We start from the raw sequence: 16,012 nt of genomic DNA on the forward strand, positions 1-16,012 counted from the left end.
TGCTCATCCATTTGTGTGAGTTGCGACGATTTGAGTGCCAAAGGCCCTGCTTTACGGGACTGAAACATGTCCCAAGCAAAATCGTGGTCATGAGAAGGTTCATCTCGCGCATCCTGCTGCCCGCATTTCTCCTGGTTCCGGCCGCTGCGCTGCTGGCCGGCTGCGGTCCCGAGGCCGGTGCCACGAGCGCGAGCGCGGCCGCGGCCCCCGAGCTCAAGTGGGACGAGCTCATCCCCAAGAGCTGGGACCCCACCAAGCGCTACCGCAACATCAGCCTGGAGGCCCTGCGCGACAACGACCCGCGCGCGATCCAGATGCTCGACGAGATGCGCGCCGTCTGGGACAACGCCCCGGTCAACGTGGCGCTCGACGGCACCGCGGCCAAGCTCTCGGGCTTCGTCGTGCCGCTGGACAGCACCCAGGACGGCATCCGCGAATTCCTTCTCGTGCCGTACTTCGGCGCCTGCATCCACACCCCGCCGCCCCCCGCAAACCAGATCGTGCACGTGATCGCCGCCGAGACCTTCAAGGGCCTGCACGCGATGGACACGGTCAAGGTCAGCGGCATCCTGAAGGCCGCGCGCTATGCGTCGGCGGACATGGGCGTGAGCGGGTACGAGATCACATCGGCGGCGGTGGAGCGCTTCGTTTCCGCGCGATAGGCCGTCCCTAGAATGCGCCGCATGTCGAACGACACCGGCGCATCGCGCGATGCGCGCACAACTTCTTCCTGGACCGGTCCGTTGCTGGCGCTCGCGGGACTGCCCGTTCTGCTGACGCTGGTCTCCACCGCGCTCCCTTGGTCCCCCGTTGGCATCAACGGCATCGGTCTCGTTTTCTTCGCTGCACAGGCGTTGCTTTTCGCTTTCTCGGCGATGGCTGTCGTGGTGTATGCCTGTCGAAAGGCCGCCCGCTCCGCCGGATGGGGTGGACTGCCCGAGGCCGCGTTGACGCTGGCCGCGGCGCTGCTGTCGGGCGTGGCGATCGTCGCTTACCAGAGCCACGATCCGTACCGTCCCGATGAGGCGGAACAGGCGCAAAAATATGCCGTCGGGTTCTTGCTGGAGAAACTGGCGCCGGTGTTGCTGGGCGGCGATGTGGCGGCGCTGCGCGACGGGCTGGCATCGCAGGCGGGTGCCGTGGCGCCGGCTTCGTTCCTCTGCGCCGTGCGCCACGACGACGGCATCATCGCCGCCGCGGCCTGGCCGACAGACAAGGACGGGCAGCGAAAAGTCTTCGATACAGCCTTCGAGGCTGCCGTCTCCCTGCCGTCGATCCCGGCGGAACAGCGCAAGGCCCTGTTGCTGATCGCGATGGACGAAGCCCTGCAAAGCGCCGATCGCGTGCGAATCGAACAGCGGCTGGGCTTGGGCCCCGTGCTCGGCGGCGTGAACTGGCAGGCCGACGTGACAGCCCATACGCCGGGCGTCTCTTGTTCCACATCGACCCCTTGGCCGTTGTCTCGCGTCTTCCACATGCCGCGAAGCGAGATGGCCGGGGCACTCGAATTGCTGCTCGCCCACGGTTTGCGCATCGATCCTCATTGGGACCCGGAGATCGACGCCCAAGCGCCGCTGCCCGACGCAGTGGTGGCGTTGCTGGCCAAGTCGGGCATGCCGATCAATGAGGCTTTGCAAGGCGCGTTCATGCTCGCGGAGCGTGTCGACGGAAGGGACATGAGCCAACTTGGTGAAGACCGAAACCCTCGCGTCGACGACGCGGAGATAGCGCGCTACATCCAGGCGCTGCTCGACAACGGAGCGAGTCCGGCGACCAAGAACACCCGTGGCTTCACGGCATTCGATGCACTGGCCCAGGTGCGCAAAAGCCTGCAAGGCGCCAGCGATCCGTCCCTGCGGCGCACCGCGCTGTTGGACGATCTGCAGCGGCGCTTGTGCACGGCATTGCCTGCCGGGCAGCCCGCCGTCAAGTCATGCGCTGCGTCAGGAAATCCAGGAACGAAGTGATCCGCGCCGACAGCTGCGTGTTGCGGTAGTACACCGCGTTCACCGGCTGGCGCACGTCCACCGTTTCCTTCGCCAGCACCTGCACCAGCGCGCCGCTCGCGCGGTCGGCGGCGGTCATGAAATCGGCCAGGCACACGATGCCCGCGCCGGCCAGCGCGAGCTGACGCAGCGTTTCGCCGCTCGATGCGGCGAGCGTGGGCGCGATGGGCCATTCGTCGCCGTGGATGCCGTTCTCCGCGCGCAGCGGCCAGCGGTTGAGCGACTCGGGCTGCGTGAAGCCCAGCAGCGCGTGACCGGTCAGATCAGCGGCGTTGCGCGGCTTGCCGTGCGCCTCCAGGTACGCCGGGCTCGCGAGCACGCGCAGGCGGTGCGTGCCCAGCGGCCGCGCGTGCAGCGTGGAATCGCGCAGCGGGCCGATGCGGATCGCGATGTCGGTGCGCCGCTCCAGGAGGTCGATGGGCAGGTCGTCGGTGTCCAGCTCCAGGCTGATCTGCGGGTAGAGCCTGCGGAACTCGGGCACCAGCGGCACGATGGCGTGCAGCATGAAGGGCGAGGCCGCGTTCACGCGCAGACGGCCGGCCGGTTGCTCGCGGCGTACGGCCATCTGCTCTTCGGCATCGTCGATCGCATCGAGGATCGCGCGGGTGCGCTGCAAAAAGGCCGCGCCTTCCTCGGTGATTTCCAGGCGCCGCGTGGTGCGGCGCATGAGCGTGGTATCGAGCTTCTGCTCCAGGCGGCTGAGCGCGCGGCTGATGCCCGAGACCGTGTGGCCGAGTTGCTCGGCTGCGGCGGTGATCGAGCCGGTGTCCACCACCGTGCGGAACGCGACGAGTTCTTCGATGGTGGTTTTCATGGCGCCGGTGCCCGTGTCGTCAGCCGGCGGTTTCGGCCTCTGCGGGCACGTCGATGCGCGGCATCAGCGCCGCGAGCGCCTCGCCGTCGGTGCGGTAGCTGAAAAGCATCGGCCCCGGCGCGAGGAGGCCCGCGCGCTCGAGCACCTGCATGGCCGGCAGCTTCATGCCGCTCAGGTGCAGGCGCACGCCCCTGGATTCCATCATCCGGCGGATCGAGCCGAACACCTCGGCGCCGGTGATGTCGATGCGGTTGATGGGCTGCGCGAAGAGGCACACGTCGGTGAGCTCGGGGCGCTCGGCCAGCGCGACGGTGAGCGCGCGTTCGAGCGTGGAGGCCGAGGCGAAGTCGAGCTCCGCGTCCATGCGCAGCGCATAGAGCTGCGGCGCGAGCGGCGGCAGCTTCCAGAGGTTGCGGTCGCGCAGGCTCCCGTCGGGGTGCAGGCCCACCTCGATGATGCGCGGATGCAGGTGGCGGTACATATAGTGCGCCATGCTCGCGAGCAGGCCGCCCAGCACGCCCCAGTAGATGCTGGGCGCGGTCGCGATGGTCAGCACGAAGGTGCCGAAGGCGATGCCCGCCTCGATGCGCGAGATGCGCCAGAGCGCCGTGAAGCTCGCGGGCTTCACCAGCCCCAGGATGGCCGTGACCACCACCGCCGCCAGCACCGCCTGCGGCACGTGGTACAGCAGCGGCATCAGCCACAGCAGCGCACCGGCCACCACCACCACGCTGAAGAGCGTCGCCCACCCGGTCTGCGCGCCCGCATAGAGCGTGATGGCCGAGCGCGAGAACGACGAGCTGGTCGGGAACGCGCCCGTGAAGCCCGAGGCCAGCTTGGCCAGGCCCTGGCCGATCAGGTCCTGGTTTTCGTTCCACAGCGTGCCGGCGCGCGCGTTGTCGACCTTGGCGCTGGAGGCGGTCTCCAGGAAGCTCACCAGCGTGATCATCAATGCGGGCAGCACCAGCGCGCTGAACGTACCCAGCGGGAGCAGGCCGGGCCAGTAGAACGAGGGCAGTCCCGAGGGGAGGCTCCCGACCACGGCGCCGCCGCGCAGCGCGTAGTCGATGCCCCAGCTGATGGCCGCGGCGCCCGCCACCAGTGCCATGGTGGTTGGAAAGCGCGGCACGAACCGCTTGCCCAGCCACAGCACCGCGATGCTGCCGAGGCCGAAGGCGATGGCCACGAGGTCGGGCAGCGGCCCGCCCTGCAGCACCTGCGGAATCGTGCGCCCGGTGAAGCCCAGCAGCGAGGGCAGTTGCGAGATCGCGATCAGCACCGCCGCGCCCTGCGTGAAGCCGATCAGCACCGGCGAATTCACCAGCCGCAGCAGCCAGCCGAAGCGCCCCGCGCCCAGCACGATCTGGATCGCGCCCGACATCAGCGTGAGCCACACCGCCATCGCCACCCACTCGGCGCTGCCCGCCACCGCGAGCGGCGCGAGCGAGGCGCCGACCAGGAGGCTGGTGAGCGCCGTCGGCCCGACCGACAGCCGCTGCGACGAGCTGAACATCACCGCGATCAGCGCGGGAAACAGCGCCGCGTACACGCCGGTCACGAGCGGCATGCCCGCGAGCGCCGCATACGCCACGCCTTGCGGAATGACCATCAGCGCGACGGTGATGCCGGCCATCGCCTCGCTGCGCAGGAGCGCCCCGGAAGGGCGGGGCCATGCAAGACAGGGAACCCAGCGCGCGAGGCGCTGGCGCAGGGACGAGGGGGAGGCAGCCGGGGTCATGGAGTCGTTACGCGCGCACGGGGAGAAACAGGCAAGCACATGCGCGGTGCGCCGCGCGGAGGCCATGCGGGGGCGCTGTCAGGTCAGATCAGCGAGGTGGCGTTCTTGAGCACGTAGTCGCAGGCCTTTTCCTTCACCTTCGACGACAGGATCTTCATGTTGAGCGTCTTGCCGTCGCCGCCTTTGAGCAAACCTTTCGCGCCGCTTTCGAAGTTTTTCTCCTGCTGCTTCTGGCCGGTGATCTTGGCCAGCAGCTTGTCTTTCACCGAAGCGGCATCGCCGCCGAGGTAGTTGTTCTTCACGCAGTACTGCAGCACGCCGGCGGCGCTGCCGATGGTGCTGGAGCCGATGGAGGGCATCTTGAAGCCGAGGTTGCCGCTCTGCGAACTGGCGGCCGCGCCGGCCTTTTCCTTCAGTTGGTCGAGCAGGTCGTTGGCCTGTGCCGAGGCGCCTGCGGCGAGCAGGGCGAGGGCGATGAGTGTGGAGCGGGCATGCATGATGGTCTCCTTGGGAACGCATGAGGGGAGAAGCGCCCGCCAGCATACCGGAGAGTCCCCGGCGTTTCCGGGGGCATGGCCCCCGAGGGCCCCCGGAGTTCGCCCTAGTTCTTGCGCGGCGCGCGCTTCTCCAGCAGCGGTGCGCTCGTGCCCTGCACGCCCACGAGGCCCAGCACCGTGACCAGCGAGTTCTGCGCGCCCTTCCAGCCATCGGTCACGTCGATCCACTCCGACAGCGCGTGAAAGCCGCCGGTCTTGCCGCCCGCGCCGACGATGATGGCCGGGATGCCCAGCGACATCGGCACGTTGGCATCGGTGCTCGCGCCCGTCAGCAGGGTCTTGTGGCCGAAGGCGCTGTTCGCGCGCGTGGCGGCCTCCACGATCACCGTGTCCGACTGCGTGCGGCCGCCCGGCCGGTCGCCGATCAGCTTGCGGCTCGCGCTCAGCGTGGTCACGTTCCAGCGCTTGTTCTCTTCCTCGACGGCTTCGTCGATGGCAGCGAGGATCTTCTTCTCGGTCTCCAGCAGCGGCGCCATTTCATCGGAGCGGATGTCGATGGCCATGCGCGCGTCCGGCGCGATGGTGTTGACCGAGGTGCCGCCGCTGACGGTGCCGACGGTGAACGTGGTCTTGGGGAACGTGGGCGTGCGCACTTCCGCGATCTTGGCGATCGCGCGGCCCATGCCGTGGATGGCGCTGGGCACCTGGCCGAACGCGCCGAAGCTGTGGCCGCCCGGGCCCTTGAAGGTGACCTCGTAGCGGTGGCTGCCCGTGCCCAGCATCAGCACCGTGCCATCGGGCGCCGGCTCCAGGCCGACCATGCCGTCGATGTCCAGGTTGTCGCGAAAGATCGCCTTGATGCCGCGCAGGTTGCCCAGTTCTTCCTCGCCGACGTTGCCGACGATGAGCAGGTCGCCCACGGTCTGGATCTTGTTGTCGTTGAGCACCTTGATCCACGACAGCAGCACCGAGAGGCCGCGCGTGTCGTCGGAGATGCCAGGGGCGTAGAGCTTGCCGTCGCGCTCCTTCACCTTCACGTCGGTGCCGGCGGGGAACACCGTATCGAGGTGCGCGGAGATCAGCAACTTGGGGCCGTTGCCCGTGCCCTTGCGCAGACCCACGACGTTGCCTTCGGCGTCGATCTTCGCGTCCGTGAGGCCCAACGCCTTCATGCGTGCGAGGAAGGCTTCGGCGCGTTTCTGTTCCTTGAACGGAGGCGCTTCGATCTCGGTGAGCATCTTCAAATCTTCGACCGAGCGCTCGTGATCGGCCTTGACCGCATCGAGCAGTTTCTGGACTGCGGGCGCCGCCATCAGCTGCGTGTAGGCCTTGTCGATCTCGGGCCGCACCTGCGCGGGCGTGGCCGCGACGGCGGCGTTCTGGGCCTGGGCGAGCCCGGCGGTGCAGGCGAGGGCGATGACGATCGGGGCAAGGCGGAATGACGCGGAGCGAGGCATGGCGGTGGGTTGTCCTTGAAGGTGAAGACGCGGCGAAAGGGCGCACGAAAGGGCGCAGCCGGCGCGGCGCCGTCAGCAATTCTTAGGGGCAAGTGAGCCGGCCGCTCTGGTTTAATCTTTGGCCTTGTCAGTTTTTCTTACGAACCCCGCCATGCGCCGCCACATTCCGAGCACCCGAGCGCTGCTGATCTTCGATGCGGTCGCGCGCCATCACGGCGTCGGCAAGGCGGCCGAGGAGCTGTGCCTCACGCACAGCGCCGTGAGCCAGCAGCTGCGGCTCCTCGAATCGCAGATCGGCGTGCGGCTCGTGCAGCGCACCGCGCGCGGCACCGAGCTCACCGATGCCGGGCGCCGTTATCACGGCCAGATCGCGGGCGACCTCATGCGGCTGCAGAACCACACGCTCGAAGCGATGGCGCAGCGCGTCGATGGCCTGCGGCTCATCGTCGGTGCGGTGCCCGTGCTGGCCGAGGGCTGGCTCACGCCGCTGCTGCCGCAGTTCATCGCGCGCAACCCGGGCTGCAGCCTGCACCTGCAGGTGTTTCCGACCGATCTCTACATGGCCGACATGCCGTTCGACGTGGGCGTGCAGTACGACGACGCCGTGTGGCCCGGCGCCGATGCGCGGCCCTTGATGGGCGAGTTCTGCGTGGCGGTGTGCGCCCCGCGCGCGAAGGGCCGGACCGCGATGGCGCGCGGCGACTTTCGCGCCGCGCCGCTGCTGCAGCTGCGCACGCGCATGGGCGCGTGGGAAGAGTGGTTCGCGCAGACGCCGCACGCGCAGCCGCCCGAGAACCTCGTGGCGGGGCACCGCTTCGATCTGTTCTCGTCGCTGGTCGCGGCGGTGCGCGCCGATCTCGGCGTGGGGCTGGTGCCGGCGTACTACGTCGAGCGCGAACTGCGTTCGGGCGAGCTGCGGCTCGCGTGCGCGCACCGGGCGCCATCGAGCCGTGGCTACAGCGTGTTCATGGCGCCGAACCGCACGGTCGATCCGCTGGCGGAAGCTTTCGTCGAATGGCTCCGCGAGGCGGGCGCCCAGGCCGCATCGCAGCAGGCGGCTTAGTCGGCGCGGCGGAAAAGCAGCACCGAGTTCGTGCCGCCGAAGGCGAAGGAATTGCTCATCGCCGCTTGGAGCGCCGGTGCGGCGCTGTCGTCCTGCGCGACGAGATTCATCTGGCAGGCCGGATCGATCTCGCGGCAGTTCGCATTGGGCGGCAGCTGCCGGCGCTGCAGCGCGAGCACCGTGATGAGCGCCTCGATGGCGCCCGCCGCGCCGAGCATGTGGCCGTGCAGCGCCTTGGTGGAGCTCACGCGGAGCTTGTCGAAATCGTCGCCCCACACCTCGGCCAGCGCATTGCGCTCGACCACGTCGCCGATGCGCGTGGCCGTGCCGTGCGCGTTGCAATAGCCCACGTCGCGCGGCTGCAGGCCGGCTTGCCGCAGCGCCTGGCGCAAGGCGCGCGCCTGGCCGGGTGCGTCGGGCTTGGTGAGATGGGTGGCATCGCTGGAGAGGCCCCAGCCGGCCAGCGTGGCATGGCTGCGCGCGCCGCGGCGGCGCGCGCGCTCGGCCGATTCGAGCACAAGGAAGGCCGCGCCTTCGCCGAGCGCGAAACCGCTGCGGTCGCTCGCGAACGGCCGCACCGCGCCGGCCGCTTCGCCGGGCTGGAAGGTGGCCAGCGTCTGCATCGCCTGCCAGGCCAGCACCACGCCGGGCACGATCAGCGCCTCGCTGCCGCCGGCAATGGCGATGTCCACTTCGCCGCGCTCGATCGCCTTGGCCGCTTCGGCGATGGCGACCGACGACGAGGCGCAGGCCACGGAGTAGGTGAGCACCGGGCCGAGCACGCCGTTGCGCATCGCCACGTGGGCCGCGGGCGCGTTGGGCATGAAGGCCGGAATGGTGAGCGGCGACACGCGCCCGTTGCCGCGGTAGGCCGCCTCCAGTGCGGCCGCGCCGCCCATGCCGCACCCGGCATACACGCCGACGCGTTCGAGATCGGCATCGGCCAGCGGCAGGTTCGCATCGCGCAGCGCGAGGTCGGCCGCGGCCACCGCGAGCTGGCTCACGCGGTCGACGCCGGCCAGCTGCAGCTTGGTGAACCAGCGCGTTTCGTCGAATGCCACCGTGGCGGCGGCAGCCGGCTTGGGCAGTTCGGGAAAGACCGGCTGGATGGCCGATCGGGCCTGCAGCAGCGCCTCGAACAGCGCGCCGGGCTCGTCGCCGTGGGGCGCCATGACGCCCAGCCCGGTGACGGCAACCTCGTGGCGGTTCACGCGACCTTCGCGGCCCGGACCTTGTCCACCAGCAGCGCGAGCTCGGCCAGGGTGTCGATGCTCGCGTCCTCGTCGGGCATGGTGATGCCGAAGTGGTCTTCGATGGCAAAGAGGAATTCGGCCAGCGCCAGCGAATCGAGACCGCCGGTTTCGCGCATGGAGGCGTTGGGGTCGAGCTTGGACGGTTCGATGCCGTACTTCTCGTGAATCAGGTCCTGCAATTCCTTCAGCGAACTCATCGTGCGATGCCTGTCGTCTTGTGCCGCCGTTGATCGACGGCAACCCTTTCGGGGTGTGCCATGGGGTCGATCCCTTCCTCGCTCGGCCTGTGTTGGTCAGTGATGGCCAATGATATCCGCTCCGACCGGAGGGGAATCCCCTCGCAAACGCTTGCCCGGCCGCCAGCGCAGCGAGGGGATCGCGAACGCCATACCCAGCAGCGCGCCGGCCACCACGTCCAGCACCACGTGCTGCTTCACGGCCAGCGTCGAATAGGCGATGGCCAGGAACCAGGCCCCGTTGACGATGCGCAACACGACGGGCGCGCCCGCCTGCCGCAGCAGGTGCTCGACCCACAGGGCCGTGAAGATGGCCACGGCCACGTGCATCGACGGGCAGGCGTTGCCCGCCGCGTCCACGCCCTGCAGCATCGCGAAGCCCGGGTAGCCCGAGGCGTCGATGGGCAGCGGCGGTATCTGCGTCGGCCAGAAATAGAAAAGCGCCAGCCCCGTGAGGCACAGCCCGCAGATCCACAACCCGTAGACCACCAGCTCGCGGAAGGTGAGTTGCAGCCCGGGCGCGATGCCCACGTAGACCCAGAGCGAGAGGTAGGCGCCCAGCGTGTAGGGCTGGAACGGAATGAGGTGGTCCAGCGCCGTGAGCGGCATCACCGCGACCGGGAAGGCGGGGTTGCGCAGCAGGTGGAAGTAGCCGATGAAGAACAGCCAGGTGAACACCGTGGTCCCGACCGCCTTCAAGAGGAAATGGCGGCGAATGCGCAGGCCGATGTCGGCGGTCCAGGTCTGCGGTCGGGGAGGCGATGCCATGGGCTGGTCGATGGAAGGTCCGTGGTTTTTCGGGCCCGCCGATCTTGCCAGAGCGTCGGGAAGGCCCCGCGCGTTCAATGGTTCAAGTGGCGGTTGAAGTGGTGGTTCGGACGGCGGTTCATGCAGGCACGGCCGACCGCTTCTTGTGCTGGAACGAGGTCGGCGAGCGCCCCGTCGCCGCCTTGAACATCGCGCAGAACGCGCTGTCGGTGGCATAGCCGCTGGCGGCGGCCACCTGGCTCACCGCCATGCCGCGCGCGAGCAGCGGCAGCGCATGCGCCATCACCGCCTGCTGGCGCCACTGCTGCCAGCTCATGCCCAGCTGGTCCCGAAAAAGCCGCGCCACCGTGCGCTCGCTCGCGCCGATGGTGGCCGCGCGCTCGGCCAGCGTGGAGCGGTCGGCGGGGTTGCGCAACAGCGCCTCGCAGAGTTGGCGCAGCCGCTTGTCCGTAGGCAGCGGCACGTCGATGCGGATCTGCGTGGCGCGCTCGATCTCGTCGACCAAGAGCGGCGCGATCATGCGTTCGCGCTGCGGCGCCTGCGGATCGGTGGGCGGCAGGCCGTCGGGCGTGGTGTCCAGCGCGAGCATCAGCGCGCGCATCAGCGGGCTGATCTCCAGCACCTCGCATTTCTCCCAGGCGGGCGCGAGCCAGGCGTGCAGGTAGATGGTGCGCAGCTCGGCGTCCTCGATGAGCATGATGCTGTGCGGCATGTTCGCCGGCACCCACAGCGCGCGCGAGGGCGGCACGATGTAGCTGCCGTCCTCGGTGCTCAGGCGGATCACGCCGCGCGTGGAGAACGTGAGCTGCGGCCACGGATGCTGGTGCAGCTCGACGAAGGTGTCCGCGCTCAGGAAGTGCTCCTTGGCGCGCAGCGGGCGCACCGCGTCAGGGGCGTACAGGTGCGGCGTGAGCGAGGCGACGCTGGTGACCGGCGAGGGGTGGAAAACGGTGGAGGAGGCGCGTGGCATGGTTTCGACAAATGTTGTCGCCGTATCGCCATTCTGCCGCGCCCCGGGGGCATAGCATCGGAGCCTGCCCCGGTTTTTTGTAGCAATCCATGTCCTCCCACGCGACCACCCCACCTTCCACGTCCCCCGCGCACTCCCTGGGTTCCGACGCGAAACTCATCGGCCTCGTCGGCCTGGCCCACGCGATCAGCCACTTCAGCCAGCTCATCCTGGCGCCCCTGTTCCCCTGGCTCAAGGACGCGTTCAACGTGAGCTACACCGAGCTGGGCGCGGTGCTCACGGTGTTCTTCGTGGTCTCGTGCATCGTGCAGGCGGCCTCGGGCTTCATCGTCGACAAGCTGGGCCCGCGGCCGGTGCTGTTCGTGGGCCTCGGCGCGCTCGGTCTCGCCGCCTTCGGCTATGCGATGGCGCAGAGCTACTGGATGCTCCTCGCGTGCGCCGTGGTCGGCGGCATCGGCAACGGCGTGTTCCACCCGGTCGATTACACGCTCTTCAACCGCAAGGTCGCGCCCACGCGCCTGGGCCATGCCTACAGCGTGCACGGCATCACCGGCAGCCTCGGCTGGGCGCTCGCGCCGGCCTTCGTGGTGCCGATCGCTATCGCGTTCTCGTGGCGCGTGGCGCTGGCTTCGGCCGGCGTGCTGGCCATCGTGGTGCTGCTGGTGCTGTGGATCTACCGCAGCGTGCTGTCGCTCGACGTGGCGGCCGTGCACAAGGCCACGGGGCAGGGCGAGCCCGCGCCGATCGGCGGCGAGTTCGACTTCCTGCGCATTCCGGCCGTGTGGATGTGCTTCGGTTTCTTCTTCTTCTACGCCGCGGTGATCAGCGTGGTGCAGACCTTCGCGCCGGTCGCCGCGGGCCATCTGCACGCGGTGCCGGTGGCGCTGGTGGCGGTGTGCCTCACGGTCTACATGGTCGCGAGCGCGGCCGGCATGGTGGTGGGCGGTTTCCTTGCGTCCGACTCGTCGCGCTGCGAGCGCATCGTGGGCGCGGGCTTCGGCATCGCAGCCGCGCTGGCGCTGGTGCTGGCCTTCGCGCAGTTCCCGCCGGTCCTCGTGCCGGTGCTGTTCGGCGCGATGGGTTTCGTCTCGGGCGTGGCCGGGCCGTCGCGCGACCTGCTGGTCAAGCGCTCGACCCCGCCCAACGCCACCGGCCGCGTCTACGGCGTGGTGTATGCGGGCCTCGATATCGGCCAGGCGCTCGCGCCGCTGGTGTTCGGCCGCCTGATGGACCACGGCCAGTACACGAGCGTGATCGTCGGCCTGGCGCTGGTGCAGGGCGTGCTGATCGCGAGCGCGTTCAACGTCACGCGCGTGCGCCGCACGGCGCTGGTGCCGGCTTCGGCCTGATCCCTTCTCTCCAACGCCGTCCGTCGAGGCGGGCGAACGCGCTGCAGCGGCTCCTATCATCGGCCGCATGCAAGCCTTGTATGTCTATGTGATCGTCGGCGCCGTGCTGGCGGGTTTCGTGCAGGGCCTGTCGGGCTTTGCGTTCGGGCTGGTCGCGATGTCGGTCTGGGCCTGGACCCTGGAGCCGCAACTGGCCGCCGTGCTCGCGCTGTTTGGCGCGCTGACGGGGCAGGTGATCGCGGCCGTCACGGTGCGCCGCGCCTTCGACAAATCCCTGCTCTGGCCCTTCGTGCTCGGCGGCCTGGTCGGCGTGCCGTTCGGCGTCTGGCTGCTGCCGCATCTGGACCTCGTCATCTTCAAGCTGTGCCTGGGCGCGCTGCTGGTGCTGTGGTGCCCGGCGATGCTGATGTCGCAGCACCTGCCCCGAATCACCTTCGGCGGCCGCGCGGCAGACGGCATCGTCGGCGCCATCGGCGGGGCGATGGCGGGCATCGGCGGCTTCTCCGGCACCATCCCGACGCTCTGGTGCACATTGCGCGGCTTCCAGCGCGACACGCAACGCGCGGTGATCCAGAACTTCAATCTCTCGATGCTGATGGTGGCCTTCGCGATCCACCTGTTCAGCGGGAGCGTCGCGATGTCGATGGTGCCGCTGCTGGGGCTCGTGGCGGTGGCTGTCGCAGTGCCGGTGTTGCTGCAGCGGGGTTGAAGCAATGAAAATGCGCCTCAGGAAATTACAGGCGATGTTGGAAGAAATGAATTTTGCAATAAGGTGAAAAGAAATTTTGCAAGAAACTTTCTCGCCTGTCTGAATCAAGGTGCTCGTGTAATGGAGGGTAAAAGAATGCAGAACGCATCTTCAATGTCCTGGGCTGTCGGTATTGAGCCCTTCAGTGCCAATGGATAGGTCTTTATAGTTTTTCTGTTTGCTACGAAGTTCATCATGTGCGGGCCATTGTTGTTGGAGTAGACCATGACGCCATCCAGCCCGTCTTGAACTTCATCCTCAGGGCTTCTGAAGGATTTCAGCAAATAGTTCAGACGCTGAAGCGCGGCCTTCTTTTTTTGAATAAACACTTCGCGAATTAATTTGTTTGTAATTTGATGAGGGCGTTTTTTCATGTACAAAATTGAACCTCCATCTCTCCAGCGGACGCCGCATTCTTTATCGACGCGCCTGGAAATTATGAAGTTCTCGATGACTTTGTTCACTTTGAGATGATCGGAAGCTTCTTCCAGATTGATCCAGACGACGAGCCGATCCTCTCTGTATCCGGCAAACGAGTTGGATGCATATCCGTAAAGTAAAAAATGCACGGCAAGAAGCAACACCGTTTTTTTGATGAATGAACGGACCGATGAAAAAAATACTTTCATAAAATGTCCTTGTTGGAGTGAGCCTTATTTTTCTTTGGTTTGTCGGGTGGTATGCCGAGCTCGAGATTCAGTGCGACAAAGTCCATCTGCTCCAACCCTGGATTCGACAGTTCCTTTTTTGCCTGTTCGTAATACGCGACGGGAATGAAATACTTCAGATAGTCTGGACTGCCTTCGTCCTTGACGACCATTTCGCCATTTTTTCCCTTGATCTTTACCGGAGGCCTAAAGATCTTCGAAAAAGAGGAGAATCTTATCTGGTCGTGCTGATTTCCTCCCAAGAGGATCAAGCTGTCATTTCCATTTTTCGCATAAACAAAACCGACATGATGCCCATGCTGGCCTGTCTTGCTTGTGACCATGGCAATGGCACCATATATTGGCGCATCCAATTCGATGTATAGAGGATTTCTAATGGTTGGGGCGATCGAGCCCGGTTTTTTCTCTTTTGTACCCTTGACCTCATAAAATCCATGTGCCCGTCCCGCGGCGGCTTTGTGATCATAGAAATTCGCGTTATCGATCGGGTAGTTGGCTTGCGACAAAACCCAATTTGCAAAGGCCGCGCACCATGCCGTATCGGCCATGGATCTGGAGCCATCTCCGATTTCGGTGTGGTAATTAATTTCTCTTTGAATAACGCCTTCTTCCTTTCCGTGCCTGAGCTTGGCCTCTGCGATGGCGATAGGCATCCACGGGGCCCGCCCAGGCAGGAGATTGATCAGCGCCAGGACTTTTCCCGTTCCTTCCTTGGATCGCTCCGAATCCGATGATTGCGTACTTGAGGGAATTGGAGGCAAGGGCACGGTGACGACGCGTTGCCGTTTTTTCTGGGATGCCACCGATATTTCCGACGAAGTGCTTTTGGGCAGCTCGATTGCCTTGACCGCTGGCGCATTGCTGGATTTTTCTTTTTTCTCACCATGGATCAGCAATACTTCGCCGGGATAGATGTTGTCGTTGCTCAAGCCATTGTTATTTTTTATAAGAGCAACACTGGTGTGATATAGCTTTGCGATTTTCCCCAGGGTATCTCCTGGTTGAACCACATAGTTTGTCGAACTTGATTGCGCCGGCGTAGAACTATTTATTTTCTCCGAGCCAGCAACCCCTTTCCATTTTCTGAATTTCGCCAGCAAATTGAAATCCTTGCCACTTTCTCCTTGAATTGTGCCGATCCGCTCAGGCTTTCTGGTTTTCGGATTCATCACCTTGACCTGCACGGCTGTTTTGTCCGCAGGATGAATCACTGGCGGAAAACGCCCGGTCGCATCGGATTTGATCTTCTCTTCTTTGCTCCCGGTTTGCAGAATGATTTCTGTATCGGGCAGGGGTTGGCTGCCGTTGGTGGCGTTGATGGCGCTTACCACCGCCCACGTTTCCTTGCGGGTTTCAGGGTTCGCGTGATATCCCTCGATTTCCGAAATACTGTCAATGATTTTTTCAATTTCGGCATCGCTGCATTCATTGATTTTTTTATCGGCCGGCACGCCGCTTGTTCTGAGCAGATCGGCGATATATTTTTCTGTATCGTTCTCGCGGCTTGGCGCGTAGCTCGGGATGGCCCCGGGAATGGTTTTTTTCCCGTGTCTGCGTTTCAAATTGGCTTTCAATTCCGCACGTCCCGCGTCTTCATCCGGGAAAATAAGAAATGTTCTTCCCGATCTGGTGCTGGCAAAGCCAATATAGCCTTTGGCTTTCTTCGGAGCAGGTGCTCCATCCACCAGCAGGGCCGTCAAATCTCCTGGGTTGTTGATTCGCCATGGCAGTGTTCCTCCGTGCCGGAGCAGATGCCGCCCGTCGTCGCAGATGAATTCCGCGACTTCGATGTTGGGGTGGTAGGTTGCAGATATCAGTTTTGGCATTTTCTATTTCGCAGTCAAATCAGCCCGTGAAGATAGTTTTTCACCGAGGACTCCGAAAGAAAGTGATTCGCTCCGAATCCACTCGCCGATGGGGCGTATTTCGAGTTCTCGATGGCCGCCGAGCTGTCGTCCGGCACCTCGTCCCCGATTTCTTCGAATCCTGTTGCGAGGGCATCGGGAGAGCGATGGGCTTCCCGGGTGGTCGGTACCGAATGCCAGGCCCAAGCCTCCTCGCCCACGATCAGCGTCGCTTCATCGGGCGTCTCGAACGTAATTCTTGGAAGTCGTCCGCTTGCCGGAATGACGCCCTCGGCCTTGACGGCCTGCCGCTCGTCCAGAATCCTGTAGGGCTGCCCGGCCATTCCCGTGTGCTTGAAGACGTCGTCGCTGCCGAGCGGCGCGAAGCGCACGCTGTATTTGTCGTCATGGCTCACGCCCTTCATCCGGAGCAGCTTGTCCATGTTCATCGGCCCGACCAGCGAATGCGAAGCCGCATGCTCGCGCCAAACCCCGCTGGTCCCATGCTCGATCCCCGCTGCATTCCACCGCGTGTAGCTGCTGCCACCGTTGATCAGGATCTCTTCCTTGGCGGTGATGCTGATCCGGTTGGCCTCCAGCT

Annotated in this window: 16 protein-coding genes; 5 read left to right on the top strand and 11 right to left on the bottom strand. The window is 65.5% G+C overall.

Going from position 1 to position 16,012, the window contains the following annotated elements; genetic code table 11:
* The first annotated feature begins 89 nt into the window (after positions 1-89).
* Both JC881_RS21515 and JC881_RS21520 read left to right on the top strand, forming a co-directional pair.
* Complete coding sequence (locus JC881_RS21515) at positions 90-662, top strand: DUF3299 domain-containing protein (RefSeq protein ID WP_198787713.1); 573 nt, start codon at positions 90-92, stop codon at positions 660-662.
* A 21-nt stretch (positions 663-683) separates the two neighbouring features.
* On the top strand, positions 684-1,967 hold the full coding sequence (locus JC881_RS21520; protein WP_198787714.1) for a hypothetical protein: 1,284 nt from the start codon (positions 684-686) through the stop codon (positions 1,965-1,967).
* Here JC881_RS21520 and JC881_RS21525 read toward each other — a convergent pair.
* From JC881_RS21525 to JC881_RS21540, 4 genes are all read right to left on the bottom strand, one after another.
* Positions 1,927-2,820, bottom strand: coding sequence for a LysR family transcriptional regulator (locus JC881_RS21525; protein ID WP_198787715.1), 894 nt, complete (start codon positions 2,818-2,820; stop codon positions 1,927-1,929). The genes JC881_RS21520 and JC881_RS21525 overlap by 41 nt on opposite strands.
* A gap of 19 nt (positions 2,821-2,839) precedes the next feature.
* Positions 2,840-4,558, bottom strand: a complete 1,719-nt coding sequence (locus tag JC881_RS21530; RefSeq protein ID WP_198787716.1) for a SulP family inorganic anion transporter — start codon at positions 4,556-4,558, stop codon at positions 2,840-2,842.
* An 83-nt stretch (positions 4,559-4,641) separates the two neighbouring features.
* Complete coding sequence (locus JC881_RS21535) at positions 4,642-5,055, bottom strand: DUF2501 domain-containing protein (RefSeq protein WP_198787717.1); 414 nt, start codon at positions 5,053-5,055, stop codon at positions 4,642-4,644.
* Positions 5,056-5,159: 104 nt separating this feature from the next.
* Entirely contained in the window at positions 5,160-6,512 is a 1,353-nt protein-coding gene (locus JC881_RS21540; protein WP_198787718.1) for a M20/M25/M40 family metallo-hydrolase, read from the bottom strand.
* A 151-nt stretch (positions 6,513-6,663) separates the two neighbouring features.
* Here JC881_RS21540 and JC881_RS21545 point away from each other — a divergent pair, with 151 nt between their 5' ends.
* On the top strand, positions 6,664-7,575 hold the full coding sequence (locus JC881_RS21545) for a LysR substrate-binding domain-containing protein (protein ID WP_198787719.1): 912 nt from the start codon (positions 6,664-6,666) through the stop codon (positions 7,573-7,575).
* Here JC881_RS21545 and JC881_RS32730 read toward each other — a convergent pair.
* The 4 genes from JC881_RS32730 to JC881_RS21565 all read right to left on the bottom strand — a co-directional run bounded on the left by JC881_RS32730 (position 7,572) and on the right by JC881_RS21565 (position 10,802).
* The gene (locus tag JC881_RS32730; protein WP_198787720.1) at positions 7,572-8,786 is read right to left on the bottom strand and encodes a beta-ketoacyl-[acyl-carrier-protein] synthase family protein; all 1,215 of its coding nucleotides are present in this window, start codon (positions 8,784-8,786) and stop codon (positions 7,572-7,574) included. The two genes, JC881_RS21545 and JC881_RS32730, sit on opposite strands and share 4 nt — an antisense overlap.
* On the bottom strand, positions 8,783-9,025 hold the full coding sequence (locus tag JC881_RS21555; protein ID WP_198787721.1) for an acyl carrier protein: 243 nt from the start codon (positions 9,023-9,025) through the stop codon (positions 8,783-8,785). Before JC881_RS21555 ends, JC881_RS32730 begins: the two co-directional genes overlap by 4 nt.
* 96 nt (positions 9,026-9,121) lie before the next feature.
* Positions 9,122-9,832 (bottom strand): phosphatase PAP2 family protein, encoded by a 711-nt coding sequence (locus tag JC881_RS21560; RefSeq protein ID WP_198787722.1) that lies wholly within the window; start codon positions 9,830-9,832, stop codon positions 9,122-9,124.
* A 118-nt stretch (positions 9,833-9,950) separates the two neighbouring features.
* Positions 9,951-10,802 carry an AraC family transcriptional regulator gene (locus JC881_RS21565; protein WP_198787723.1) on the bottom strand — a complete coding sequence of 284 codons (852 nt, stop codon included), beginning with the start codon at positions 10,800-10,802 and terminating at the stop codon, positions 9,951-9,953.
* Between the two features lie 89 nt (positions 10,803-10,891).
* Between JC881_RS21565 and JC881_RS21570 the strand changes: the two genes are divergently transcribed.
* Positions 10,892-12,151: an MFS transporter gene (locus JC881_RS21570; protein ID WP_198787724.1), complete on the top strand. Its 1,260-nt coding sequence runs from the start codon at positions 10,892-10,894 to the stop codon at positions 12,149-12,151.
* Positions 12,152-12,218: 67 nt separating this feature from the next.
* Positions 12,219-12,860, top strand: a complete 642-nt coding sequence (locus JC881_RS21575) for a sulfite exporter TauE/SafE family protein (protein WP_233101947.1) — start codon at positions 12,219-12,221, stop codon at positions 12,858-12,860.
* Between the two features lie 104 nt (positions 12,861-12,964).
* On the opposite strand, the gene JC881_RS21580 is transcribed toward JC881_RS21575, so the two are convergent.
* The 3 genes from JC881_RS21580 to JC881_RS32480 all read right to left on the bottom strand — a co-directional run.
* Positions 12,965-13,528: a hypothetical protein gene (locus tag JC881_RS21580; RefSeq protein ID WP_198787725.1), complete on the bottom strand. Its 564-nt coding sequence runs from the start codon at positions 13,526-13,528 to the stop codon at positions 12,965-12,967.
* The gene (locus JC881_RS21585) at positions 13,525-15,393 is read right to left on the bottom strand and encodes a LysM peptidoglycan-binding domain-containing protein (RefSeq protein WP_198787726.1); all 1,869 of its coding nucleotides are present in this window, start codon (positions 15,391-15,393) and stop codon (positions 13,525-13,527) included. The genes JC881_RS21580 and JC881_RS21585 overlap by 4 nt, the downstream gene beginning before the upstream one ends.
* A 14-nt stretch (positions 15,394-15,407) precedes the next feature.
* Positions 15,408-16,012, bottom strand: a 605-nt coding sequence (locus tag JC881_RS32480) for a DUF2345 domain-containing protein (protein ID WP_233101948.1), incomplete at its 5' end; no start/stop codon positions are given.

The sequence above is a fragment of the Variovorax sp. IB41 genome, assembly GCF_016405905.1.
GTDB lineage: Bacteria > Pseudomonadota > Gammaproteobacteria > Burkholderiales > Burkholderiaceae_C > Variovorax.